A 24,798-nucleotide genomic window follows, 5' to 3' on the forward strand; every position below is an offset into this window, starting at 1 on the left:
GGGCTCGGCCGCGGGCCGGATCGTCGGTGTCGGCCCGGGGCTCACTTCTTGGTGGCGGAGACCAGCAGCAGACCGCCGGTGAGGCTGACATTCTTGAGGAAGTGGATCCAGTTGCCCTGACGCTCGGCACCGTCCTTCTTCCAGAAGGGGTGACCGGCAACCGTGACCGGGACCATCTGGGCGGCCAGCACGGCGGCCGACAGCCGCGGCAGAATGCCCAGCGCCAGGGTCGAGGCGGCAGCGGCCATGGTGGCCCCGTTGAGCTTGACTAGGGTCTCGGAGTCCACCGTCCCGAGCGGTCCGCTGACGGCATCGGGCAGCTGCTCCTTGAGCGCGTCGACCATGCCGGTCATCTTCTCGGCATTGCGGAACTCGTTGACCCCTCCGACGACGAACATGCTGGACAGGAGCGACCGGCCGATGAACTTGCTGAAAGACATGCTTCCTCCTGGACTTGAATACTCTCGAACTGAGTTGCCTCACTTCGAACGCTACTCACTGCTGCGGCATTCCGCCCCACGCGTGGTCGTTGCGAGCTCAAAGTCATTCCGGGTGGGTCCCACGGCGCTCAGCTGCCCAGGGCCAGGGCCAACGGCAGGACCTCGCCCGAACCGGCCCGGCGCAGCATCCGTGCCGCGACGGTGACCGTCCAGCGGCTGATGATGACATCGTCGACCAGCAGCACCGGCGCACCTGACAGCTCGCGCAGCCCAGCGGTCAGCTGGTCGCCGACCCGGAACCGTCCCGCCACGTCGCGAAGCCTGAAGGCCGAGTTGACGTGGCTGTCCAACGGCCCCGCATCCGGTGCCAGATCCAGCGAGCCGAGGTCGGTCAACCGGCCGGCTCGGGCGATCCCCCGGGCCAGCGAGTCCACCAGGACCGGCCGGCTCACAGAGGGGATCGAGACCACCGCGGCCGGACGACGTTGCCAACCCCACTCGGCCAGCACCCGCAGACAGGCACCGGCCAGACCGGCGGGAACCTCGGCGTCGATCGGATCGCCCTGGCTGTCGGTGCCCAGCAGCTCTCGCAGCGGGCCTCCCCAGCCCAGATCCGAGAGCCGGGCGATCACCCGGCCCTCGGCAGCCTGCTCGCCGGCAGGGATCCGGCCCCTCAGGTCGACCCCGAGCCGGTCCAGCCCGGTGGGCCAACTACGCCGGGGATCGACCGGTACCCCCACCCGGTCCAGGGCCCGGCGGGCCCGGTCCTGCTGATCCGGGTCGACAGACGTGGGGTACCACGGCCCGGCGCACACGTCACAGCGCCCGCACGGCGTCTGGTCGGGGTCGTCCAACTGGCCGGTGAGGAAGGCCATCCGGCAGGAGTCCAGGTGCTCGTAGCGTTCCATGGCCTCCTGCTCGGCGGCCCGGGCGGCAGCGATCCGGGCATACCGCTGGGCGTCATAGACCCAGCCCTGCCCGGTCGAGCGCCAGCCGCCGGCCACCCGCTCGACAGCACCGTCGACGGCCAGCACCTTGAGCAGCAGCTCCAGCGGGCTGCGGCGGATGTCCACTCTGGCCTCCAGGGCGGCGGTCGACAGTGTCAAGTCGGTGGGCAGGCTCGCCAGCACGGCGTCGGCTCGCTCGGCAGTGGGCATCGCGCTGGTGGCGAAGTAGTGCCAGATGTCGCGGTCCTCGGGGCCGGGCAGTAGCAGGACGTCGGCCGAATCAGTGGCGCGACCGGCACGTCCGACCTGCTGGTAGTAGGCCACCGGGGAGCTGGGGGCGCCCAGGTGGATGACGAAGCCCAGGTCCGGTTTGTCGAATCCCATCCCCAGGGCGCTGGTGGCCACCAGCGCCTTGACCCGGTTGTCCTTGAGCTGTTCCTCCAGATCGGCCCGCTCCTCGGTGTCGGTGCGCCCGGTGTAGGCCAGCACGTGGTGGCCGGCCTCGGTCAGTGCGCGGGCGGTGTCCTCGGCGGCCGAGATGGTGAGGCAGTAGATGATCCCCGAACCCCTGAACTCGCCCAGATGGGAGCACAGCCAGGCCAGCCGGAGCTCGGGACGCGGCAGGTCCAGGACTCCCAGCCGCAGCGAGTCCCGGGCCAGAGGGCCGCGCACCACGAAGACCTGCTGGCCCTGGGCCTGCTGTCGTGGGTCGGCGGCGATCTGCTCGGCGATGTCGGTGACGACCCGGGAGTTGGCCGTGGCGGTGGTGGCCAGGACGGGCACCCCGGCCGGCAGGGCGGCCACCAGATCGCGGATCCGGCGGTAGTCGGGACGGAAGTCGTGGCCCCAGTCGGAGATGCAGTGGGCCTCGTCGATGACCAGCATCCCCATCCGCGCTGTGAGCTCGGGCAGTTGCTCGGCGGCGAATCTCGGGTTCACCAGCCTCTCGGGGGAGACCAGCAGGACATCGAGGCTGTTGTCGGCCAGTTGGGTGCGGATCTGGTCCCACTCGGTGACGTTGGCGCTGGAGATCGAGGCGGCCCTCACCCCGGCCCGTTCGGCGGCGGCCACCTGGTCGCGCATCAGGGCCAGCAGCGGGGAGACGATGAGCGCGGGCCCGCGGCCTGCGCGGCGCTGCAGCAGAGCGGCCACGAAGTAGACCGCCGATTTGCCCCAGCCGGTGCGCTCCACCACCAAGGCTCGTCGGTGGTCGGCCACCAGGGCCTCGATGGCCTCCCACTGGTCCGGATGGAAGTCGGCGGCAGGATCACCGGTGAGCCTGCGCAGGATCGCCAGACCCTGGTCTCTCAGATCGGTCATGCAGCCCACTGTGCCAGCCGGGGCCGACACTTTCCCGATCCCTCCGCACAGGCAGCAGCATCACCGGAGGACTCGAGATCTCCGGGACACCGGAGGTCCCCGCGGCGTGAGTAGGCTCGCACCATGACGTACACCGGGCAGGTCAGGGTGGGCGGACCGGCCGACACCCGCGATGCGGGCGGCCTGGTCATCACGAAGATCGCCGTCGGCCCGATGTCGAACAATTCCTACCTGTTGCGCTGCGCTGCCACCGGCGAGCAGGCCCTCATCGATGCCGCCGACGATGCCCCCCGGCTGCTGGAGCTGATCGCTGCCGGTGCTCGAGGTGACGGCACCGCCGGTGACGGTGCTGCCGAGAACGGGGAGCTGGCCAGAGTCATCACCACCCACCGCCACCATGACCATGTCCAGGCTCTCGCCCAGATCGTCGAGGCGACCGGGGCGCAGACCGTGGCGGGGGAGGATGACGCCGACGACCTTCCGGTCCCGGTCGATGTCCGGGTGCGCACCGGCGACCGTGTCCCGGTGGGTTCATCCGAGCTGGAGGTGATCGGGGTCGTCGGCCACACCCCTGGCTCAATAGTGCTGGCCTACCACGAGCCCGGCGGGATCAGCCATCTGTTCACCGGGGACTCGCTGTTTCCCGGCGGGGTCGGGCACACCTCGACCCCCGAGGACTTCACCGCTCTCATCAATGATGTCGAGTCCAGGATCTTCGCCCGGTTCGGCGACGACACCTGGTTCTATCCTGGCCACGGCGACGACTCCACCCTGGGCGCCGAGCGCGCCAGCCTGCCGCAGTGGCGCGCCCGCGGCTGGTGACCCGAGCACACCGGGCCACCTGTCACTCGTTCCGCGCTGTGAATCCGGCCCCTCATGGCGCTGCTGTGTCGCCCGACAGCCCTGCACGACAGGTCGAGCTCAGAACCTCAGCTCCAGGGCAGGCACCAGCTCGGCGACGTTCTGCTGCTGGGTCTCCACGATCCCGCCCAGCCACTCGCTGACGCCGATCCGTTGTTCGGAGCTCAGCCCACCGATGACATCGAGGTACTGGCGGCCGTTGCCGGCAGCCGCCCCGCACAGCCGGACCAGTTCGGCCGGTGCCGGACCATCGACGACACCGAGGGCCTCGATGAGGTGGTCGAGGCGTTCGATGAGCTGGGTGCGTCCCTCGTCACTGGGTTCCAGCCGCCCGACAAGGGTGCGAAGCCGCTTGATCCGCTCGGCCCGGATGTCGGTGAGGTTGACCAGGGCCCCGGCCAGGATCAGTGGCCCGGCCTCCCGTTGGGCGAAGAACAGCCGGCGGATCTGGCGGTACCAGGACTCCAGGGCCGACAGGTTCGCCAGGTAGGTGACGTTCTTCGAGATGATCCTCGACAGCCGGCGGTAGGACGCCGGGGCGACCGGCCGGTAGACCTCCTGGGGGGATGCCGGCAGAACCAGCTGGCCGTCCTCGGCGACATCGTCGCGCAGTACCGATCCGGCACCGATCACCGTCCCGAAGCCGGTGGCCACCGGGCCGACAGTGCCACCCTGACCACCCAGGAAGATCGGCGGCTGGTCGAGCAGCACCCCGCGCGGCACATCGCCGAACAGCGAGGCGGTGGTCTTGTCCCCGTCCGGGGTGAAGTTGAAATGAATGTAGGAGGACCCCACCTCCGAGTGATCCTGGCGGGAGGTGCCGCCGGCCATCAGCAGATCGCAGAAGTTGATGAGGCTGCCGAGGGTGACGAAGGGGAAAAGGATGGTCTGCTTGAGCCCGACGGTGTGGGCCCCGTTGGCCTGCTCCTCCAGGATGGTGCCGGGCCGGATGTGGGCCCCGGAGCCCATCGAGGCGCCGTCCAGGAAGACCGCTCCCTCGGCATATCCGCCGGCGAGCCGGACCCCGGCCCCCAGTTGGCAGTTCTGCACTGTCATCGGCGTCTCGGCCCCCAGCACACAGCCGGAGGAGATCACGGTCCGCGACCCCCGGATCCGGCAGCCGGGATGGATGACGACGTTGGAGCCGCTGATCCGCTCCACATCGACGTCCTCGTCGATGTCGACGGTCCACGGATTGGGGATGCGCACCCCCTTGGTGATGAGGGCCTCCACCTGGTCGAGCCCCCGCGGTGTAAGTTCCACAGCGAATCCCTCCTTGGGTCTGCCGGTCCTGCGGCGCCAGATCCTCAGACCTGTGCCGACGGACGCCAGCCTACTGGCCCCCGGTGGCGCGCGCAGGAGTTCGCCCGCCGGTGACGACCAGGATCGAGGCGATGATGACGCAGGCCATCCCCAGGATCTGCAGCGCGTGCAGGGCCTGACCGAGCACCACCAGGCCGGCCAGCGCGGCGACCACCGGATCACCCCCGGACAGGATCCCGTAGGCCTTCGTCGAGAGCTTGCGCAGGGCGTACATCTCCAGGCTGTAGGGCAGCGCCGAGCTCATCAGGGCCACGGCGGCCCCGACCGCCAGGTGAGAGGGCTGGACCAGCTGTGCCCCGGCGGTGAGGATGCCGAAGGGCAGGGTCACCACCGAGCACATCAGCATCGCCCAGGTGAGTCCGCGCAACTTCTCCCAGCGGGCCCCGACCAGTTGGGAGGACTTGGCGTACAGCGCCCAGAAGGCTCCCGCCAGCAGTGCGAAGCCGATGCCGGGAAGGCTGATGTGGGACCAATCGGCGTTCAGCGCCCCGGTCACTGCGATCACCCCGAAGAAGGCCAGCAGCACCGCCAGCCAGTCGCGCCGGGTGCGGGATCCCAGCGCGGCCATCGTCATCGGCCCGATGAACTCCACTGTCACCGCCACTCCGATGGGCAGGTACCTCAGGCTGAAGTAGAAGGCGGTGTTCATCCCTCCCAGGGCCGCCGCCAGAGCCACCACCCGCAGCCAGTCACCACCGGTGTGGGGTCTTCCGGTGCGGTGGTCGTAGATGCTGGGCCGGGCGATCGGCAGCAGGATCAGGGTGGCGACCGTCAACCGCAGCGCCACCGTGGCCACCGGGCCGATCTGGGGGATCAGGGTGGCGGCGAAGGCGCCGCCGAACTGCACCGACACGATCGCAGCGAGCATGTAGACGGCACCGGGCACGGTGCGACAATATGCCCCATGCCCTTCGGTTTCGACATCGCCCGCCGCCTCGACAACGGACTGGGGAGGACCGGAACCATCCACACCCCCCATGGCGACATCGCCACACCGGCCTTCGTGGTGGTGGGCACCAAGGCCAGCGTCAAGGCGGTGCTGCCCGAGCAGGTCGCCGATCTGGGTGCCCAGGCGGTGCTGGCCAACGGCTACCACCTGTTCCTCCAACCCGGTCCCGAGCTGGTCGATGAGGCCGGCGGACTGGGCCGGTTCATGAACTGGCCGGGCCCCACCTTCACCGACTCCGGAGGCTTCCAGGTGCTCAGCCTGGGGGCCGGGTTCAAGAAGACCCTGGCGATGGACGTCGCCGACCTGAGCCAGGCCGACGTGATTGCCGCGGACGCCGATCGCAGGGCGATGGTCGATGACGACGGGGTCACCTTCAGAAGCCCCCTCAACGGGGACCTGCACCGTTTCACCCCCGAGGTGTCGATGGGCATCCAGCACCATCTGGGCGCCGACATCATCTTCGCCTTCGACGAGCTCACCACCTTGATGAACACCCGCGGCTACCAGGAGGAGGCCTTGGAGCGCACCCGCAGATGGGCCCAGCGCTGCCTTGCCGAGCACCGGCGTCTCACCATCGAACGCGCCGACAAGCCGTACCAGGCGCTCTTCGGCGTCATCCAGGGGGCCCAATACGAGGACCTGCGACGCAAGGCCTGCCGGGACCTGTCGGCGATGGACAGTGACGGGCAGCACTTCGACGGGTTCGGGATCGGCGGGGCCATCGAGAAGAAGAATCTGGGAAGGATCGTCGGCTGGTGCGCCGCCGGACTGCCCGAGGACAGGCCACGGCATCTGCTGGGGATCTCCGAACCCGACGACCTGTTCGCGGCCTGCCGGGCCGGGGCCGACACCTTCGACTGCGTGAATCCCTCCCGGGTGGCGCGCAATGCCGCGATCTACACCGCCGATGGCCGCTACAACGTCAACACCGCGAGGTTCCGACGCGACTTCGGCCCGCTGGAGCCCGGCTGCGACTGCTACACCTGCAGGCACTACTCGCGGGCCTACCTGCACCACCTGTTCAAGGCCAAGGAGCTGCTGGCCAACACGCTGGCCACCATCCACAACGAACGATGGACGGTCCGCCTGGTCGACTCGATCCGCGCGGCGATGGCCTGCGGCGAGCTGGACTCCCTCCAGACCGAGTTCATGGGGCGCTGGAACGCCCACCACGGACGCCTGCCGGCACCCGCGCCGGTCGAGCTCCAGGCCTAGGGATCCTGGTCCGCCGGCCTCCGCCCGGTAGCCTCGGGCCATGCCTGCCGCGATCTCCGAGTTCATGGCTCTGGATGACCTGTGGGAGCGGCCTGCGCCGGTCTCGCGCAGGATCTCGGTGCCGGTGATCGGCTGGTTGTCGACAGTCGACCTGGTGGTGGCCGGTGTCGCGATCCTGGCGGTCGGGTTCGGCGCCTGGTTGCAGGCCTCGATCGCCGGAGCGGGCCCGGGCCCGTGGTGGCACCAGGCCATCTCGATCCTGACGCTGGGTGCCATCCTGTGCGTGCGGCGCCGCTTCCCGCTGACCCAGGGGGCGCTGGCCTCGGTCCATCTGCTGGTCGGCTCCTACCTGTCGCCCTGGGTGAGCAGCAACTTCCTCGCCCAGGTCTTCTACTTCGTCTCGATCCATGCCGCGGTGGCCTGGGGTCGCAGCAGACGGGCGGCCTGGGGTGTCATCGCAGCCATCGAGATGATGCTGATGGGGTGGGTCGCGGTGATCTTCTCGCGGACGAATTCCGCCCAGCAGATCATGCAGGCGGTGGCCCCGCACGACGGTGACACCCGTGCGATGGTGCTGGTCGTGGTGCTCTACGCCCTCATCAACAGTGCCTTTGTGCTGGGCGCCGCCGCCCTGGGGCAGGTGTCCTGGCGGGAGGCCAGGGCACTGTCGCGGGCGACCTCGCAGGCCGCCACCATCGCCGCCCAGGACTCCCGGCTGGCCGATCAGGCGGTGATCGCGGAGAGGCTGCGGATCGCCCGGGAGATTCATGACTCGGTGAGCCACCACGTCTCGGTGATCGGCATCCAGGCAGCCGGTGCCAGACGGGTGATGCAGACCGCTCCCGACCGGGCCCGGGAGGCGCTGGTGGCCGTCGAGGAGGAGTCGCGGATGGCGGTCGCCGAGATGCGCTCGCTGCTGGGTTCGCTGCGCCAGGACCCGGTCGCCGATCCCGGCCTGGGCGATCTGGCGGCGCTGTGCCAGGAGCCCCATCGTGCCCGGGTGAGCCTGGATGTGGTGGGAGATGCCGATCGGGTCGCACCGTCCCTGGGCCTGACGGTCTACCGGATCGTCCAGGAGGCCCTCACCAATGTCGAGAAGCACTCCGGGGCGGCGCACGCCCATGTCGCGGTGCGGGTGGGTGCCGCGACTGCGCAGGTCGAGGTGACCGACGACGGCCGCGGCGCCTCGGCCCGCGCCTCCAGCAGCCCAGGGGTGGGTCTGATCGGGATGTCCGAGCGGGTGGTGGCTCATCGGGGCATCCTGGAGACCGGGCCGAGGACGACCGGCGGATGGCGGGTGCTGGCTCACCTGCCGCTGATGCTGGCGGAGGAGCTCCGGCCGATGGTTCGAGAGAAGATGGTCCGACAGGAGGGGGAGACGCCGTGAAGGTGCTGCTGGTCGACGACCAGGAGCTGGTGCGTACCGGCTTCCGGCTCATCCTGTCGGTGGAGCCCGACATCGAGGTGGTGGGGGAGGCCGCCGACGGCCGCCGGGCCGTCGAGGCGGTGGCCGAGCTCGCCCCGGATCTGGTGCTGATGGATGTTCAGATGCCGGTGCTCGACGGGATCGCTGCGACCCGGCGGATCACCGCCTCCAGCAGTGCGAAGGTCGTGGTGCTCACCACCTTCGACCGGGATGACTACCTGTTCGACGCACTGGCCGTCGGGGCCAGCGGATTCATGCTGAAGAACACCGATCCGGAGTCCTTGGTGGCCGGGCTGCGTCAGGTCCACGAGGGCTATGCGCTGCTCGCCCCCGAGGTCACCCGCCGGGTCATCGAGTCCCGGATGGCCGGTTCCGGTGACCCCGCCGAGTTGCCGGCCGACCCGAGACTGGAGAGCCTCACCGCCCGGGAGCGCCAGGTCGTCCTGGAGCTGGCAGATGGCCTGTCCAATGCCGAGATCGCCGAGGAACTGGTCGTCTCCGAGGCCACCGTCAAGACCCATGTGTCCAACACCCTGGCCAAGTTGAATCTGCGGGATCGCGTTCAGCTGGTCGCCTTCGCCTACCAGTCGGGACTCATCCGGCCCAGCACTCCCTCGCAGGACTGAGGCCCGATCTCACTCCTACGGCCGATGTGCCGGGCCCGGCCATCGGCTGGAATGGAGTCATGAGCGAACATCCACCATTCAGCACAGGAGCAGGGATCGAGGTGAACCACCTCACCCGGCGCTACGGCGACCTGCTGGCTGTCGACCAGGTGAGTTTCACCGTCCCGCCAGGAACCATGACCGGTTTCGTCGGGGCCAACGGCGCCGGCAAGACCACCACGATGCGGATGATCGTCGGCGTACTGGCGATCACCGACGGCGAGGTGAGCTTCAACGGGCGCCCGATCACCGCCGCCGACCGCCGCCGGATCGGCTACATGCCCGAGGAACGCGGCCTCTACCCCAAGCAGCCGGTGATCGACCAGTTGGTCTACCTGGGCCGGATCCGCGGGGTCGGGGCCCAGAACGCCCACGACCAGGCGATGGACTACCTGGACCGGTTCGGGCTGGCCGGACGTGCCAAGGACAAGGTGGAGGCGCTGTCGCTGGGCAACCAGCAACGGGTCCAGGTGACCGCCGCGCTGCTCGGCGACCCGGTGGCCCTGATCCTCGACGAGCCCTTCTCGGGGCTGGACCCGGTGGCCGTCGAGGCGATGGCCGAGGTGCTGCGCGAGCGGAGCGCGGCAGGCGTGCCGGTGCTGTTCAGCTCCCACCAGCTCGACCTGGTCGAACGGCTCTGCGACCGGCTGGTGATCCTCGACGGCGGGCGGGTGGTGGCCGCCGGCTCCACCGATGAGCTGCGTTCGGGTGGGCCGCGGCGCCACCGGATCTCGGCCAGCACCGACCTGGGCTGGCTGCGCACCAGCCAGGGGGTCGATGTCGTCGATCTGGACGGCACCACCGCCGTCGTGCACTTCACCGAACCGGGGGCCGACCAGGCCGTCCTCGCCGAGGCGATGAGCCGCGGCGAGATCACCGAGTTCTCCCGAATCATCCCCAGCCTGTCCGAGATCTACCGAGAGGCGGCATCATGAGCAACCCCACCACCCGCACCGAGGCCGGCCCCCCAGAAGTCCTCGCGGATCGCAGCACCCGCACCCTCTGGCAGGTCGTGATGGGCCGCGAGATCTCCGCGAAGCTCCACGACAAGGCCTTCATCACCTCGACCGTGAGCACCCTGCTGCTGGTGATCGTGGGCTTCGCGGTCTCCATCCTGCTGGCCGGACGCTCCCAGACCACCACGGTCGCGGTGGTGGACGACCAGGGCGCCCGGATCGTGGCCGCTGCTCAGCAGCTCAACGCCGCATCGGGCTCCGATGACACCATCACGGCGGTGCGCGCCGACTCGACCGCCAGGGCCGAGCAGCAGATGCGCGATGACGATGCCGACCTGGTCCTGGACCGGCAGGGCGACCAGTGGCGCCTCTCGGCCCTCAACGAGCCGCCGGCGCTGGGATCCGGGGCGACCAGGGCGCTGTCCCAGGCGGTCGCCGATTCCGCCCTGGCCGCCAACGCCCGATCCCTGGGCGTCTCACCGGAGCGGCTGGTGGCCGGGACCTCGCTCAGACTGGCAAGCCTGGGCAGCGATCAGGACGCCGAGAAGCAGGCCGCCGCCAGAGTCCTCGGGGTGGCCTTCGCCGTGCTGTTCTACCTGTCGATGATCATCTTCGGTTATGCCATCGCGAACTCGGTGGTCGAGGAGAAGCAGTCGCGGATCGCCGAGATCCTGCTCACCGCGGTGCCCTCCCGTCAGCTGCTGCTCGGGAAGATCCTCGGCAACACCGTGCTGGCGATGGGGCAGATGGTGCTCATCGTCGGGGTGGCGCTGGCCGGACTGTCCTTCTCGCCGTGGAAGGAGTACCTCAGCCTGGTGACCGCTCCGGCCCTGTGGTTCCTGGTCTACTTCGTGGTCGGGTTCATGGCGCTGGCCTGCCTGTGGGCGGCGGCCGGGGCACTGGCAGGGCGCGTCGAGGACGTCTCCTCGACGTCGATGCCGCTGCTGATGGTGGTGATGGCGGTCTACTTCTACGGTCTGCTGTCCTCGGGCTCCTCCCAGGTGATCGCCTCCTACATCCCGGTCGCCTCGGCGATCGCGATGCCCACCCGCCTGGTGAGCGGATCGGCGGCCTGGTGGGAGCCGATCGCCTCGATCCTGGTGTCGTTGATCTTCTCGGCCCTGACGATCTGGGTGGGGGAGCGGATCTACCGCCGCGCGATCCTCCAGACCGGCGGCAGGATGGGTGTCAAGGCCGCCTGGCGCAACACCGACGTGGTCCGCTGATCAGGCCTCCCCGGCTGCGGCGAGCTGCTCCTGGTAGCTCGGCTCGCGCTTCTTGACCCAGCCGATCACCCGGGTGGTCACCGGGATCAGGGCGTACTCGACCAGGGTCTTCCACAGGAAGCCGAAGAAGGCGTAGTTGGCCCACTGGCCGAAGGAGGTGATCCCGACCACCGGGGCCGCGATGGTGCAGAAGATCACGGTGTCGACGGCCTCGCCGACCCCGGTGGAGCCCATCAGCCGGCCCACCAGGCCGCGCTCCCGATAGCGGGCCTTGAGCCTGACCATGATGAGGGAGTTGGTCATCTGGCCGGCCACGAAGGCACACAGGCTGGCCAGCACGATCTGCCACACCGGGCCCAGGGCACCGGCGATGGCAGCATCGTGCTGGGTCGAGTAGGCGTCCGAGAAGCCCGGCAGGGCGATGATCAGCCAGAAGCACAGCACCGCGAAGACGGCCATCGCGAATCCCATGAAGATGCCACGCCGGGCCGCCCTCAGCCCGTAGATCTCGGTGGTGATGTCGCCGAGCACATAGGCCAACGGGAACAGGAAGAACCCGCCGTCGGTGGTGATCGGGCCGAGCTGGACGCCCTTGGACCCGCCGATATTGGAGATGATGACCACCACGCACATCAGGGTGAGCACGATGTCGTAGTGGCTGGAGCCACGGTCGGCGTAGACGGGTTCTGGGTGCGGTGCCGGTTGATCTGTCACGAGGCGACATCGTAACCGGTCGGCAGATGCCCAGCGGTGGGTGCCTGGGCTCCTACACTTCCCCCATGACAGTGGCGACAGCGGAGTTCCAGATCGGCCCCGAGCGGCGTCTGTATCCCGAGATCGAGCCCTACGACACCCGGATGCTCGACGTCGGTGAGGGTCAGTCGATCTACCTCGAGCAGTGCGGCAACCCCGATGGCAAGCCCACGGTCTTCCTGCACGGCGGCCCGGGTGGGGGAGGCGGCACTGAGCGGCGTCGGTTCTTCAACCCGCAGGCCTACCGGATCGTGGTGATCGATCAGCGTGGTTGCGGGGAGTCGATCCCGCATGTCTCCCAGGCCCGCACCCCGGCCGAGATGGCCTCCAACACCACCTGGAAGCTGATCTCCGATCTGGAGAAGGTGCGCACCGAGCTGGGCATCCGGCGGTGGCAGGTCTTCGGCGGGTCCTGGGGCTCCTGCCTGGCGCTGGCCTACGCCCAGACCCATCCCGAGCGGGTCAGCGAGTTGGTGCTGCGCGGGATCTTCACGCTGCGCCGGTCAGAACTGGACTGGTTCTACAACGGCGGCGCCTCGGCCATCTACCCCGACCTGTGGGAGAGGTTCTGCCAGCCGCTGCGCGAGGCCGGCCACGACTTCTCACGAGACAACATCGCGGCATACTTCGATCTGCTGTGGGATCCCGATCCGGCGGTCCACGGGCCGGCCGCGCTGGCCTGGGCCGACTGGGAGGATGCCACCACCAAACTCTGCTACCAGGCCCCCGACGTGCCCGAGGGCGGGGACCCGCAGTTCGATCTGGCCTTCGCAAGGATCGAGAACCACTACTTCATCCATCACGGCTTCATGGCCGAGGGACAACTGATCCGTGACGCCGGGAAACTGGCCGGCATCCCGACCGCCATCGTCCAGGGCCGCTACGACATGTGCTGCCCACCGACCACCGCGTGGGATCTCAAGAAGGCGCTGCCGAGCGCCGACCTACGGATCGTGATGGGCGGTCACTCCGCCTTCGAGCCGCTGCTGTGCTCCGAGCTGGTCAAGGTCTGCGACGAGTTCGACGGCATCACCGCGACCCGGTAGTCGAAGATCTCGAGGCCCTCGTCGTGGTGGGCGCGGTGCTCCTGGGAGGTGAGGTCGGCCTGCTGGAAGAGCTCACCGACGGCCCGGACCAGCTCCCGGGCCTCCTCGGTGGTGAGCACCATCCGGCTGGTCATGTTGAGTCCGGGCAACCCGGCCGCCTCGGCGGCGGCTGCCCGGAAGATGGAGAAGACGCCGGCGGTCTCCGCCGACTCGATCTGGTCCAGTGCCGTCAGAACGACGTCCCCACCGGGCAGGGCGCTGATCTGCGAGGGCTTGATGCTCAACCCGTGCCAGTCGTCGATCACCCACCAGGTCTCCCGGCTGTCATGACTGCCGGCGGGTTCGGTGGTGTGGGCCACGCCGATCCTGGCCAGCTGGCGCAGGTGGTATGACACCGAGTTGGCCGGTTCCCCGATCGCGGCGGCGATGTCGGAGACCCGCATCGCGTCGCTGACCATCAAGGTCCGCACGATCTTCCTGCGTACCGGCTGGGCGAGGGACTTGAGCACCTCGAGGGCGCGCTCGGCGCTGGGGCGCTCGGGTCCGTGGTCGGGCTGCCGCTGCTGGTCGCTCACGGCTCCACGGTAGCGGTCTGCCAGCGGTCGGGAGCCGGCAGCTCCCGCAGCTGCCGGTGAGTCAGCATCAGCACTGCTGCCATCGGGAACAGCACCGCGGTGCAGGCCAGTGTGGAGGCTGCACCCAGATACTGCAGACCCACTCCGGTGGCTGCCGGCACCAGCGCCGGCACCGACTGCTGGACCAGGGCCAGGGCGGCCAGGGTCCTGCCCTGGAGCTCGTCGGGGATGATCGACTGGAAGTACCCGCCCATCGCTCCGTTGATGGCCGGGATGAGCAGCCCCACCAGGCCGAAGGATGCGACCACGACCGGAACCGACTGGTTCAGGGAGACCGGTATCAGCAGAGCCGAGCAGAGGATGAAGGCCGTCACGACCAGTCGACCGGTGGGCACGGCACGGATCAGTCGCTGGGCGAACGGGGCTCCGACCAGCATCCCGGCTGCCATCACCGAGTCGATGAGACCGATCCGCCAGGTCGGCACGCCGCGGTGCTGCAGGGTGAGGGTGATGCCGACGTACAGCGCCGACAGGCCGGCGTTGACGCAGATCAGCGCCGGGATGATCCGCCGCAGCAATGGATTGCGCACCACCAGGGTGAACCCCGCAAGGGCCTGCGGCAGCCAGCCGGTCGGGTCCCCGGGCCGATCGGCCCGGGGCTGACGGTTCGGCCTCAGGTCGGCGCGGATGAGACAGGTGCACAGGATCTGCAGCAGCGACCCGAGGGCGGCGGTCAGGAAGGGCAGCGCGTAGGACAGGCCCATCAGCAGGCCGGACAGCGGCGGTGCGGCGAGGCTGATGGCCCCGTCGCGACCCTGGTTCGAGGCGACCGCCCGTGGCAGCTCCTCGGAGCTGACGACAGATTTGAGGGCGGCATCTGCCGCAGCTGCGAACAACCCGCTGACGGTCCCCGAGGCGACGCCTATCAGGTAGAGCACCGCAACACTGAGGGCACCGGTCCACCACGCGACGGCGGCCCCGGCGTATACCACCAGCCGGAGCACCCCCGAGACCATGAGGGAGGTCCGGCGGTCCCAGCGGTCGACCAGCACGCCGCCGGGCACCATCGCCACCATCGAGACCACCGTGGAGACCGTCGCGACCAGCCCCGCCTGGCTGAAGGAGCCGGTCACCGCATAGGCGATGAGAGTCATGGCGAATCCGCGGATCGCGCTGCCGAACTGCCAACTGGTGTCGGCTGCGAGCCAGGCGAGGTAGTCCCGATTGCTGCGCAGGGCTGTGGAGGCGGCGGCGCCTGTGACGGTGGTCATGGGTCCACGATAGATTCACAAGAATCATTGCGCAAGAACTATTGCGTAACCTTCGGGGGCGACAGGTCGCGGTAGCCTGTTGGGCCATGACGGATGCAACACTGCGGTCAATCCGGGTTAGGTTCGATGCCGGGGCGGACAGCTACGACTCGTCGGCGATGCACCGGGCGCTGGCGCACGAGGTGGCCTCTTTCGTGGATCCGGGCCGGGGAAGTGCAGTACTTGATGTTGCGACCGGTACCGGTCTGGTGCTGAGGGCACTGGCCCAACTCTGTCCGGATGGAGGACTGCAGATGGCCGGCATCGACATCTCACCCCGGATGCTCGAGGTGGCGCGCAGACACCTTCCCCATGCCGCCCTCGCCGTGGGTGATGCTGCTGCTCTGCCGTTCGCTACCGATTCCTTCGATCTGGTCACCTGCGTGGCCGCGCTGCATCTCATCCCCGACGTCCCGGCGATGACCGACGAGTGCGCCCGGGTGCTGAGATCAGGTGGCCGTGTGGTGACGGCGACCTTCGTCGCCTCCGACCCCGTCGGGCACGGTCGCCCGAATCCGGCTCGGGAGCGTTTCGACAGCCTCGACAAGACCGCGGCGGCCCTCGGGCCATCCGGTTTCGAAGCGGTCCGGCACCGCATCTTCCGGCACGGGAAGGACGCCGTTCTCATCGCAGAGTGGAGCTGCTCCCGATGAACCGCAGAGGAGTGTGACCTCAGCCGTCGAGGTCGACACCGGCCTGCCTGGCCTGGCCGACCAGCTCGAGGAGGGCCGACGGGTCGGAGAGGTAGCCGTCCAGCCAGGGCGCCAGGGTCTCCAGGATGGAGCGGTCGCCTCTGGCCGAGAACATCGTCGGGGTCGCGACGAGCTCGAGCTCGGATGCCTGGGGGAATGCGTACTCCACCAGGCTCGCCCAGAACTGACCAGTGGGTCGATGGCCGTCCTGGGCGATCGTCTCGGCGACCTGGTGCCGGGCGACATCGATGTTCACCGAGGAACCACCGTCGTAGTCGGTCACTGTGATGGGATCAGTCTCACTCATGACTCCATCGATACCAGCCCGGGGGTCGCGCAGCAGTGAGGTCTCACCGGGACTGCCGGCCGCCAGTGGCTGCGGTACGCAGCTTCAGCCGGGCTGGAAACAGGGATAGCCGGGCAGCGCCTGGTCCCATCCCCATGCCGAGACGGCCGTCTCGGCGGCCTGCTCGCACAGTCCGGCGAGCACCGGGGTGGCCGCCGCGGACTGGTCGGCGGCCGACCGCCACAGGCTCACCAACCGGGCGCGCCCACCAGAGAACCTGCCCGGGTCCTCGCGCCGCAGCAGCGGTTCCAGGGTGAGCTCGGTCATCTGAAGGGCGACGCTCATCGCGGCCAGCCCGGTCATCCGGTCCAGGTCGGGATCGTCCAGCAGATCGGCCAGCCCGTCGTGGGCTCCGGCGAACCCTGCGATCACCGCCTGCTGGAACTCCCCGGGAGTCGCCGCGAGCAGCCCGCTGGCCGGCCATGGCGTCATCAGATTGAGCAGATCCACCGCGATGTGGTGGTAGGAGGCCGCCTCGTAGTCGATCGCGCGAACCCTCCCGTCGGCGCCGATCATGAGATTGTCCGGGGCCGGATCGGCCTGGCTGCAGACCCGTCGGCCCTCGACGCCGGCCAGCTCGGCCAGTGTCTGGACCTCCTGGCCGGACGCCGCCACGCCGGCTGCAGGGATCCTCAGCGCCTCGCACAGCCTGGCCTGCCCCCGTTCCGGCAGCCGGGGGGAGGCCGGCCCGCCGGCGCTGCGAGACCCCGGGTCGGCCTGGCGCACCAGTTCGGTGAACCGCCCCACGGCGGTCCGGGAGGCCGCCAGCGCCCGGGCCGAGTCCCGACCCCAGGCCCAGGCGGCCGCCAGGGCGGCGCTGGCGTCGGAACCCGCCAGCAGATCTGCCAGCGAGGGTCCGGATCCCAGATCCTCCATCACCACCACACCGGCATCCAGATCGGCGGCCAGCAGACCCGGCGCCCCGGGGATCGCGGCCAGCCCGGCCCATTCCCGAACGGCCCCGAATCCTCCGGAGTTGTGCGCCATCGCCCGCGACCGGAAGCACTTGGCGACCACCGTGCGGTCACCACCGGTGGCGGTGGTCGGCCCGTCCACCCAGCAGCGGGCCACCGTCGTCCTGATTCCCTCGCGCAGCACCCGGTTCACCGACAACTCGGTGCCCAGCGCGAACGCGGCGTCATCGACCCAGCCAACACCCATGGGTGATATTTCATCACGACTCGAGTTGGCCCATCACCGCTAGAATCGGGCTGTCAGATCGTTTCCCGTCCAGGCCAGCTTTTTTCAGGAGAGAACCCTGAGTACCTCAACCCGCCAGCACGACGTCAACCAGCCGGATCAGCCAGACTCATCGTCGTCGAGTCTGTCGGCCAACCTCGGGACCCGCACGTTCACCGTGCCGGCCTCGGTGCCGATGGTCTCCCTGGTCGGCCCCGGGGACGAGTACCTCCGGCGCCTGGAGGACTCCCTGGAGGCCGAGATTTTGGTGCGCGGAAACCAGGTCGGCCTGTCGGGTACCGCTGCTCAGATCAGCGACGCCACCGAGGTGCTCACCGAACTGGTCACCATCATCCGCACCGGGCACGGGCTGTCCGAGGATGATGTCGACCGGGTGGTCTCGATGGCTCGCCAGGGCCAGGGCCCGGCCGAGATCATGACCGCCGACATCCTCACCAACCGCGGCCGGACGATCCGCCCCAAGACGCTGAACCAGAAGCGCTACGTGGACGCCATCGACTCCCACACGGTGGTCTTCGGGATCGGACCGGCCGGCACCGGAAAGACCTACCTGGCGATGGCCAAGGCCGTGCAGGCCCTGCAGAACAAGGCCGTCAGCCGGATCATCCTCACCCGCCCCGCGGTGGAGGCCGGCGAGCGGATCGGTTTCCTGCCCGGCACCCTCTCGGAGAAGATCGATCCGTACCTGCGCCCCCTCTACGACGCCCTGCGCGACATGGTCGACCGCGACACCGTGCCCCGGCTGCTCGCCGCCGGCACCGTCGAGGTGGCGCCACTGGCCTACATGAGGGGCCGCACCCTCAACGACGCCTTCATCATCCTCGACGAGGCCCAGAACACCTCCCCCGAGCAGATGAAGATGTTCCTCACCCGGCTGGGCTTCGGATCCAAGGTGGTGGTGACCGGCGACGTCACCCAGGTCGACCTGCCCGGCGGGGTGACCAGCGGGCTGAGACTGGTCCAGGGAATCCTGGACGGCATCGACGACATCGCATTCTGCAATCTCACCAGCCACGATGTGGTCCGCCACCGGCTGGTCGGCAGGATCGTGGCCGCCTACGACCAGTACGACGCCGTGCGGGAACGCGAGCTGAAGCACCACGAGGCCGGTGACCGGCGTCCCCGCAGGAATGGTGGCAACCGGCCCGGGAGGACGCGATGATCGACATCAACAACGAGTCGGGGCGCGAGGCCGACGAGAAGGGGCTGGTGGCGCTGGCCGCCTTCGCGATGAATCGGCTGCGGATCCACCCCGACGCCGAGCTGTCGATCCTGCTGGTCGACGAGGCCACCATGGAGAGCTATCACCAGAAGTTCATGGGGCTGCCGGGACCGACCGATGTGCTCAGCTTCCCGATGGACGAGCTGCGCGCTCCCGGCGATGACGAGAGCGAGCCGAACGGCGTGCTGGGAGACATCGTGCTGTGCCCTGAGGTGACCGCGGGCCAGGCCGCCGAGAACGGCCGCACCCCCGACGGGGAGGCCGAGTACCTGCTCATCCACGGACTGCTGCACCTGCTGGGCCACGACCACGCGGAGCCCGAGGAGAAGCGAGTGATGTTCGGGCTCAATGACGAGATCATCAGCTCCTGGGAGATGGCCCGTCACTCGGACAGCACCCGATGAGCGAAGCCCAGTGGGTGGAGTTGGCGGTCGCGCTGATTCTGGCGGTGGTCGCCTTCCTGGTGGCGGCCTGCGAGGCCGCCCTCCAGCACATGTCGGTCAGCCGGGCCGAGGAGTCGGCCTCTGACGGTAGACGCAGCTCCGCCCGGGTGCTGACGATGGCCCAGGACCCGGCTCGTTTCGTCAACTCCGCGATGGTGGTGCGGATCAGCTGCGAGGTCACCACCATCGTCCTGGTCGCCCACTGCCTGTTCCCGCACTTCGGCTCGGCCTGGGAACGGGTCGTGGTGGTCTCGGCGATCATGCTGGTGGTCAGCTACATCCTGTGGGGGGTCGCCCCGCGCACCCTCGGCAAACAGCACGACGCCACCGTGTGCCGGCTCTTCGGGCGGATCTGGCTGGTCACCGCGACGGTGCTGCGGCCGCTGGTGGCAGCCTTCATCGCAGTCGGCAATGCCGTGACGCCGGGGCGCGGATTCGCCGAGGGTCCGTTCACCACCGAGGCCGAGTTGCGCGACATGGTCGACTACGCCGAGGCCTCCGATCTCATCGAGGCCGACGAGCGCCAGATGATCCACTCGGTCTTCGAGCTGGGAGACACCTACCTGCGCGAGGTGATGGTGCCGCGTACCGACGTCGTCTTCATCGAGCAGGACAAGACCCTGCGCCAGGCGATCTCGCTGGCACTGCGGTCGGGATTCTCCCGGCTGCCGGTGGTGGGGCAGAGCCTCGATGACATCCAGGGCATCATCTATCTCAAGGATCTGGCCCGCCGGGTCCAGGACAATCCGGACGGACAGCGCGTCGAGAAGGTCTCCCTGGTGATGCGCGAGGCGGTCTACGTCCCCGACTCCAAGCCGATCGACGACGTGCTGCGCGAGATGCAACGGGACCGCAACCACATCGTCATCGTGGTCGACGAGTTCGGCGGCACGGCCGGGCTGGCGACCATCGAGGACATCGTCGAGGAGATCGTCGGCGAGATCGTCGACGAGTACGACCCCGAGCCGGCCGAGACCGAGGAGATCGAGCCCGGACTGTTCCGGGTCTCCTCGCGGATGCCGGTCGGGGATCTGGCCGAGCTGTTCGACATCAAGGCCGATGACGAGGACGTCGACACCGTCGGCGGGCTGATGGCCAAGGAGCTCTCGGTGGTCCCGGTCCCCGGTGCCTCGGTGGTCTGGGAGGGCGTCGAGATCACCGCCGAGAAGGCGACCGGACGGCGTCACCAGGTCGACACCTACCTGGTACGCCAGGTGCCCGCGGCCGACGAGGAGGAGAATGACGAGGATGATGATGACTGAGACCCCCGATGAACCCGCCGAGGATCTGCCGACGCCGTCGTTGGCCGATCTGATGGCCGGCGAGGAGGACGACCTCTCCGACGCCGACTACGTGGCCTCGCGGGTCGCCGAGGCCACCCGGCCCGGATTCCACTCCGGCTTCGTGTGCTTCGTGGGACGGCCCAATGCCGGCAAGTCCACCCTCACCAATGCCCTGGTCGGTGCCCGGATCGCGATCGCCACCGACAAGCCGGAGACCACCCGGCATGTCATCCGCGGGGTGGTGAGTACCGAGGACGCCCAACTGGTGGTCATCGACACCCCCGGACTGCACAAGCCCCGCACCCTGCTGGGCGAGAGACTCAACGACCTGGTGCGCGGCACCTGGTCGGAGGTCGATGTGATCGGCGTCTGTCTGCCCTGCAATCAGCGGATCGGGCCCGGCGACACCTTCCTGGTGCGCCAGATCGCTGAGCTGGGGCACCGCCCGGCGCTGGTGGCGGTGGCCACCAAGTCCGATCTGGTCTCCGACTCGCGTCTGATGGAGCACCTGGCCTCGATCACCGCACTGGAGGATGAGCTGGGGGTGCACTTCGAGCACATCGTGCCCTGCTCGGCGGTGGCCGGGGAGCAGGTCGATGAGCTGCGCGAGACCCTCATCTCGCTGCTGCCCGAGGGACCCGCCTACTACCCCGAGGGGGAGATCACCGAGGAGCCGACCGAGACCCTGGTCGCCGAGCTGATCCGCGAGGCCGCGCTGGACGGGGTCCGGGAGGAACTGCCGCACTCCATCGCGGTGGAGATCGTCGAGATGGGCGAGCGCCCGGATCGTCCTGCCGACCGCCCGCTGCTGGACGTGGTCGCCTCCCTGATCGTCGAGCGGGAGTCCCAGAAGGGGATCATGATCGGCCACAAGGGGGCTCACATCAAGCAGGTCGGGACCGATGCCAGGGCCCAGATCACGGCACTGCTGGGGACCCCGGTGCACCTGGATCTCCAGGTGAAGGTCCTCAAGGACTGGCAGTCCGACCCCAAGTACCTCAACCGGCTGGGGTTCTGATCCTCACAGGCCCGATCCTCACAGCCCAAGTCCTCACAGCCCAAGTCCTCACAGCATGGAGTGGCTGATCAGACCTCCGGCGATGGTGAGGGTGGCGAGGGTCGAACCCAGCTCCTGGCCATGGGTGGTGAAGGGGTCGACATCGAGGGCCACCAGATCCGCGCGGCCGCCCGGACGGACGGCGCTGACGCCGCCGGTGGAGGCCAGCAGCGCCTCGCTGAGAGTGATCGCCTGGTCCAGGTGCCAGCCGGGACGCCGGTCGGCGGTGCGCTCCACCGCCACCCGGATCGCCAGCCAGGGATCGACCGGGGAGACCGGGGCGTCAGAACCCATCAGCAGCCGGGCGCCGGCGTCCAGCAGGTCCCGATAACGGAAGCTGAGGTGCGGCTGGTCGGCCCACACGACGTCGGTGGTGTCCCGGTCGTCGACCAGGTGGGCCGGCTGGATGCTGGCGGCCACCCCCAGCTCGGCGAACCTCGGCAGGTCGGCGTCGTCGACCAGCTGGGCGTGCTCCAGGGTGCCGGTGGCTCCGGTGCGGGCGAAGGCGTCCAGCACGGTGTGCACCGCCAGGTTCCCGATGGCGTGCACGGCGGGTCGCAGTCCGGCAACCCGGGCCCGGGTCATCAACGACTCCAGTTCCCCGGGAGGTATCGAGTCCACCCCGTTGCCCTGCGGGCCGACCGCACCCTGGTAGGGCGCCCGGCACCACGCCGAGCGACTGGAGATCGATCCGTCGACGATGATCTTGAGCGGCCCCATCTCCACCATCGAACCGGCAGCCGCCGACTGTCCGGTGGCCAGATGCCGCCCGGAGGCCTCCTGGAGTCTGGGCGGGTAGACGGCTACCTGCACCCACATCGGGCAGCGTCCGGCGGCCTGCCTGGCCAGCCACAGGTCGGTACTGCTGGAGAACTCCATGTCGCGGATCCCGACCACGCCACGGGCGGCCGCGGCGCGGCAGCACTCGTCCAACCAGCGGTCCAGGGTCCGGGGGGAGACCTGCGCCAGCCGGATCTGGGCGGTGAAGGAATCGGCCTCGGTGAGGAAGCCGGGCCGGTCGGACATTCCCAGACGCTCCAGCGCGGCCGTGTTGCACCAGGTGGAGTGCAGATCCGCCGAGACGATGGCGACCGGCCGGGAGCCCGTCACGGCGTCCAGATCCGCGGCGCTGGGATTGGCCGGCCAGCGGGAGGCACGCAGACCGAATCCCTGGATGATGCCGTCCCCGTCCGACTCGGCGATGGCATCCAGCTGTGTGGCGATCTCGGCCAGGATCTCCTCGGGTCGGGCGGTCTGGGAGACCTTCAGACGCCGTGAGGCCAGCGCCCACTGACCGGCATGGACGTGCTGGTCCCACAGTCCTGGAATCACCGGCCTGCCCGCCAGGTCGATGACCTCGACATCGGGCCCGCCGAGGGGCTTCCCACCGGCGGGATGCACGGACTCGACCCGGTCGCCGCGGATCATGATGTCGCAGGGGGAGCCGGGGACCCCGGTGTGAAGATCGAGCAGTCGCGCCCGATGGAGGAGCATCGCCACGGGGTAGATATTGCCACTGACGAGCGGGCCCCGGAGCCGGCCAGAACTCGGCCCCCCGGTCGACGGCACGCCGGGTGATACCATGTCGCCCGTGGCGCGTGTTCTCCTGCTTAGCCGCCGCAGCGGGGCCCGTTGACGGGTAGCCCCCTCGCTGCGGGTATTCCGGCTGCCCATTCGAAGCTCAGCAGCTTCCCCGTCCAGCCCATTCAGGAGTTCCCGATGACCCGTCCACAGCCTGCACCCTGCCAGCTGACCTCACCGATGCCGGTCGGCCGTTACAAGCCTTTCGTGCCCCAGCCGCTGCCCGACCGCCGCTGGCCCGACAAGACCCTCGACAAGGCCCCCAGGTGGCTGTCGACCGACCTGCGCGACGGGAATCAGGCGCTCATCGACCCGATGACCGTCTCCCGCAAGATCCGGATGTTCAACCTGCTGATCGCGATGGGTTACAAGGAGATCGAGGTCGGATTCCCGTCGGCATCCCAGACCGAGTACGACTTCGTGCGCAAGCTGATCGAGGAGGACCTGGTCCCCGAGGACGTCACCATCTCGGTGCTGACCCAGGCCCGTGAGGATCTCATCCGGCGCACCGCCCAGAGCCTGGTCGGCGCCCACCGCGCCACCATCCACATGTACAACGCGACCGCCGAGCTGTTCCGCCGGGTGGTCTTCCACGTCAACGAGCAGCAGTGCATCGATCTGGCCCACCGCGGCACCGAGTGGGTCGTCCAGTACGCCGAGAAGTACCTCGGCGATGTCGAGTTCGGCTACGAGTACTCCCCGGAGATCTTCACCCAGACCCCCACCGACTTCGCCCTGGAGGTGTGCCACTCGGTGATGGACGTCTGGCAGCCCAGTGAGGACCGCGAGATCATCCTCAACCTGCCGGCCACCGTGGAGATGAGCACTCCCAACACCTACGGCGACCAGATCGAGTACTTCTGCCGCCACATCCGCGACCGTCAGCACGTCTGCGTCTCGGTGCACCCCCACAATGACCGCGGCACCGGTGTGGCGGCCGCCGAGTTCGCCCAGATGGCCGGCGCCGACCGGGTCGAGGGATGCCTGTTCGGACACGGCGAGCGGACCGGCAATGTCGACCTGGTCACGCTGGGCATGAATCTGTTCAGCCAGGGGGTGGATCCGAGGATCGACTTCTCCGACATGCCACGGATCCGCCGCACCGTGGAGTACTGCACCGGGCTGCCGGTGCCGGCCCGCCAGCCCTACTCCGGGGACCTGGTCTTCACGGCCTTCTCCGGTTCCCACCAGGACGCGATCAAGAAGGGCCTGGAGGATCTGCAGCGTGTCGCTGCCGAGCAGGGCGTCGACGAGCGCGAGGTGACCTGGCAGGCCCCCTACCTGGCCGTCGACCCCCACGACATCGGTCGCACCTACGAGGCGGTCATCCGGGTCAACAGCCAGTCCGGCAAGGGTGGAATGGCCTATCTCATGAAGACCGAGCACCAGGTCGACCTGCCCCGACGTCTCCAGATCGAGTTCTCGAAGTCGGTCCAGCTGCTCACCGACGAGGAGGCCCGCGAGATCAGCCACGACGAGATCTGGCAGCTGTTCTCCCGGGAGTACCTGCACACCAGCGGCATCGAGTTGGCCTCCCGCGATTTCGCCACCCGGTCGGGTCTCCACGAGCTCACCGCGAGGATCAGCGTCAATGGCGAGCAGTGCACCGTCACCGGTGAGGGAAATGGTGCGGTCTCGGCCTTCGTCGACGCCCTGGAGTCCCTGGGTGTGGTGGTCCAGGTGCTGGACTACTCGGAGCACGCGATGACCTCCGGGGGCACGGCGAAGGCGGTGGCCTACGTCGAGTGCGAGATCGGCGACGGTGAGTCCAGCCAGATCCTGTGGGGGGTCGGTATCGACTCCGACATCACCGAGGCCTCTCTCAAGGCCATCATCAGTGCGGTGAACCGCTCTGAGGCCAGGATCCGTCCCGAGCAGAAGGTGGGATCCTCCCGCAGCTGAGGGTCGGATCTCCCGGCGGAACCGAGGGTTGGCTCCCCCCAGAGCTGAATGCAGGGCATT

General features: G+C 68.9%; 23 protein-coding genes. 13 read left to right on the top strand and 10 right to left on the bottom strand.

Translation table 11 applies throughout. From position 1 onward, the window contains the following. Positions 1–41: 41 nt before the first annotated feature. Together G554_RS0113450 and G554_RS0113455 are read right to left on the bottom strand one after the other, a co-directional pair. A complete protein-coding gene (locus G554_RS0113450) occupies positions 42–440 on the bottom strand; it encodes a DoxX family protein (protein ID WP_027588308.1) in 399 nt (132 codons plus the stop codon). A 128-nt stretch (positions 441–568) separates the two neighbouring features. Next, positions 569–2,707 (bottom strand): RecQ family ATP-dependent DNA helicase, encoded by a 2,139-nt coding sequence (locus G554_RS0113455; protein ID WP_036925797.1) that lies wholly within the window; start codon positions 2,705–2,707, stop codon positions 569–571. A 123-nt stretch (positions 2,708–2,830) separates the two neighbouring features. Between G554_RS0113455 and G554_RS0113460 the strand changes: the two genes are divergently transcribed. After that, positions 2,831–3,529, top strand: coding sequence for an MBL fold metallo-hydrolase (locus G554_RS0113460; RefSeq protein ID WP_027588310.1), 699 nt, complete (start codon positions 2,831–2,833; stop codon positions 3,527–3,529). 99 nt (positions 3,530–3,628) lie between these two features. Here G554_RS0113460 and G554_RS0113465 read toward each other — a convergent pair whose 3' ends face one another. Then, positions 3,629–4,831 carry a UDP-N-acetylglucosamine pyrophosphorylase gene (locus G554_RS0113465; protein WP_027588311.1) on the bottom strand — a complete coding sequence of 401 codons (1,203 nt, stop codon included), beginning with the start codon at positions 4,829–4,831 and terminating at the stop codon, positions 3,629–3,631. A 70-nt stretch (positions 4,832–4,901) separates the two neighbouring features. Further along, entirely contained in the window at positions 4,902–5,759 is an 858-nt protein-coding gene (locus tag G554_RS0113470) for an EamA family transporter (RefSeq protein ID WP_036926008.1), read from the bottom strand. A 36-nt stretch (positions 5,760–5,795) separates the two neighbouring features. Here G554_RS0113470 and tgt point away from each other — a divergent pair, with 36 nt between their 5' ends. The 5 genes from tgt to G554_RS0113495 are packed head-to-tail and all read left to right on the top strand — an operon-like array spanning position 5,796 to position 11,328. Beyond that, positions 5,796–7,055 (top strand): tRNA guanosine(34) transglycosylase Tgt, encoded by a 1,260-nt coding sequence (gene tgt / locus G554_RS0113475; protein ID WP_027588313.1) that lies wholly within the window; start codon positions 5,796–5,798, stop codon positions 7,053–7,055. 40 nt (positions 7,056–7,095) lie between these two features. Beyond that, a complete protein-coding gene (locus tag G554_RS0113480; protein WP_027588314.1) occupies positions 7,096–8,442 on the top strand; it encodes a sensor histidine kinase in 1,347 nt (448 codons plus the stop codon). Next, positions 8,439–9,107, top strand: coding sequence for a response regulator (locus G554_RS0113485; RefSeq protein WP_027588315.1), 669 nt, complete (start codon positions 8,439–8,441; stop codon positions 9,105–9,107). Before G554_RS0113480 ends, G554_RS0113485 begins: the two co-directional genes overlap by 4 nt. Positions 9,108–9,166: 59 nt before the next feature. After that, the gene (locus G554_RS0113490) at positions 9,167–10,081 is read left to right on the top strand and encodes an ABC transporter ATP-binding protein (protein ID WP_027588316.1); all 915 of its coding nucleotides are present in this window, start codon (positions 9,167–9,169) and stop codon (positions 10,079–10,081) included. Further along, the gene (locus G554_RS0113495; protein WP_036925800.1) at positions 10,078–11,328 is read left to right on the top strand and encodes an ABC transporter permease; all 1,251 of its coding nucleotides are present in this window, start codon (positions 10,078–10,080) and stop codon (positions 11,326–11,328) included. The genes G554_RS0113490 and G554_RS0113495 overlap by 4 nt, the downstream gene beginning before the upstream one ends. Here the strand turns inward: G554_RS0113495 and G554_RS0113500 are convergent, their stop codons facing one another. Then, positions 11,329–12,042, bottom strand: coding sequence for a queuosine precursor transporter (locus G554_RS0113500; protein ID WP_027588318.1), 714 nt, complete (start codon positions 12,040–12,042; stop codon positions 11,329–11,331). Between the two features lie 65 nt (positions 12,043–12,107). On the opposite strand from G554_RS0113500, the gene pip reads away from it, so the two are divergent. Beyond that, entirely contained in the window at positions 12,108–13,127 is a 1,020-nt protein-coding gene (gene pip, locus G554_RS0113505; protein WP_027588319.1) for a prolyl aminopeptidase, read from the top strand. Here the strand turns inward: pip and G554_RS16895 are convergent. Both G554_RS16895 and G554_RS0113515 read right to left on the bottom strand, forming a co-directional pair. Then, positions 13,046–13,702 carry an ArsR/SmtB family transcription factor gene (locus G554_RS16895; RefSeq protein WP_027588320.1) on the bottom strand — a complete coding sequence of 219 codons (657 nt, stop codon included), beginning with the start codon at positions 13,700–13,702 and terminating at the stop codon, positions 13,046–13,048. The two genes, pip and G554_RS16895, sit on opposite strands and share 82 nt — an antisense overlap. Further along, positions 13,699–14,973, bottom strand: coding sequence for an MFS transporter (locus G554_RS0113515; RefSeq protein ID WP_036925802.1), 1,275 nt, complete (start codon positions 14,971–14,973; stop codon positions 13,699–13,701). The genes G554_RS16895 and G554_RS0113515 overlap by 4 nt, the downstream gene beginning before the upstream one ends. 86 nt (positions 14,974–15,059) lie before the next feature. On the opposite strand from G554_RS0113515, the gene G554_RS16900 reads away from it, so the two are divergent. Continuing rightward, on the top strand, positions 15,060–15,665 hold the full coding sequence (locus G554_RS16900) for a class I SAM-dependent methyltransferase (protein ID WP_027588322.1): 606 nt from the start codon (positions 15,060–15,062) through the stop codon (positions 15,663–15,665). Positions 15,666–15,684: 19 nt separating this feature from the next. Here G554_RS16900 and G554_RS16465 read toward each other — a convergent pair whose 3' ends face one another. After that, on the bottom strand, positions 15,685–16,011 hold the full coding sequence (locus tag G554_RS16465) for a hypothetical protein (RefSeq protein ID WP_036925805.1): 327 nt from the start codon (positions 16,009–16,011) through the stop codon (positions 15,685–15,687). A gap of 84 nt (positions 16,012–16,095) precedes the next feature. After that, the gene (locus G554_RS0113530) at positions 16,096–17,211 is read right to left on the bottom strand and encodes a hypothetical protein (RefSeq protein WP_027588323.1); all 1,116 of its coding nucleotides are present in this window, start codon (positions 17,209–17,211) and stop codon (positions 16,096–16,098) included. A 214-nt stretch (positions 17,212–17,425) separates the two neighbouring features. Between G554_RS0113530 and G554_RS16470 the strand changes: the two genes are divergently transcribed. From G554_RS16470 to era, 4 genes are read left to right on the top strand one after another with little or no spacing between them, the layout of a single operon-like run. Beyond that, positions 17,426–18,412 (top strand): PhoH family protein, encoded by a 987-nt coding sequence (locus G554_RS16470; protein WP_051233178.1) that lies wholly within the window; start codon positions 17,426–17,428, stop codon positions 18,410–18,412. Then, positions 18,409–18,876: an rRNA maturation RNase YbeY gene (ybeY, locus tag G554_RS0113540; protein WP_027588324.1), complete on the top strand. Its 468-nt coding sequence runs from the start codon at positions 18,409–18,411 to the stop codon at positions 18,874–18,876. Before G554_RS16470 ends, ybeY begins: the two co-directional genes overlap by 4 nt. After that, a complete protein-coding gene (locus G554_RS0113545; RefSeq protein ID WP_027588325.1) occupies positions 18,873–20,177 on the top strand; it encodes a hemolysin family protein in 1,305 nt (434 codons plus the stop codon). Before ybeY ends, G554_RS0113545 begins: the two co-directional genes overlap by 4 nt. Beyond that, on the top strand, positions 20,170–21,216 hold the full coding sequence (gene era / locus G554_RS0113550) for a GTPase Era (protein ID WP_027588326.1): 1,047 nt from the start codon (positions 20,170–20,172) through the stop codon (positions 21,214–21,216). Before G554_RS0113545 ends, era begins: the two co-directional genes overlap by 8 nt. Positions 21,217–21,264: 48 nt before the next feature. Here era and G554_RS0113555 read toward each other — a convergent pair whose 3' ends face one another. Continuing rightward, the gene (locus tag G554_RS0113555) at positions 21,265–22,749 is read right to left on the bottom strand and encodes an amidohydrolase (RefSeq protein ID WP_036926021.1); all 1,485 of its coding nucleotides are present in this window, start codon (positions 22,747–22,749) and stop codon (positions 21,265–21,267) included. Between the two features lie 225 nt (positions 22,750–22,974). On the opposite strand from G554_RS0113555, the gene leuA reads away from it, so the two are divergent. Next, positions 22,975–24,738: a 2-isopropylmalate synthase gene (gene leuA, locus G554_RS0113560; protein WP_027588328.1), complete on the top strand. Its 1,764-nt coding sequence runs from the start codon at positions 22,975–22,977 to the stop codon at positions 24,736–24,738. Positions 24,739–24,798 lie beyond the last annotated feature (60 nt).

The sequence above is a fragment of the Acidipropionibacterium thoenii DSM 20276 genome (genome assembly GCF_000423445.1).
Lineage (GTDB): Bacteria > Actinomycetota > Actinomycetes > Propionibacteriales > Propionibacteriaceae > Acidipropionibacterium > Acidipropionibacterium thoenii.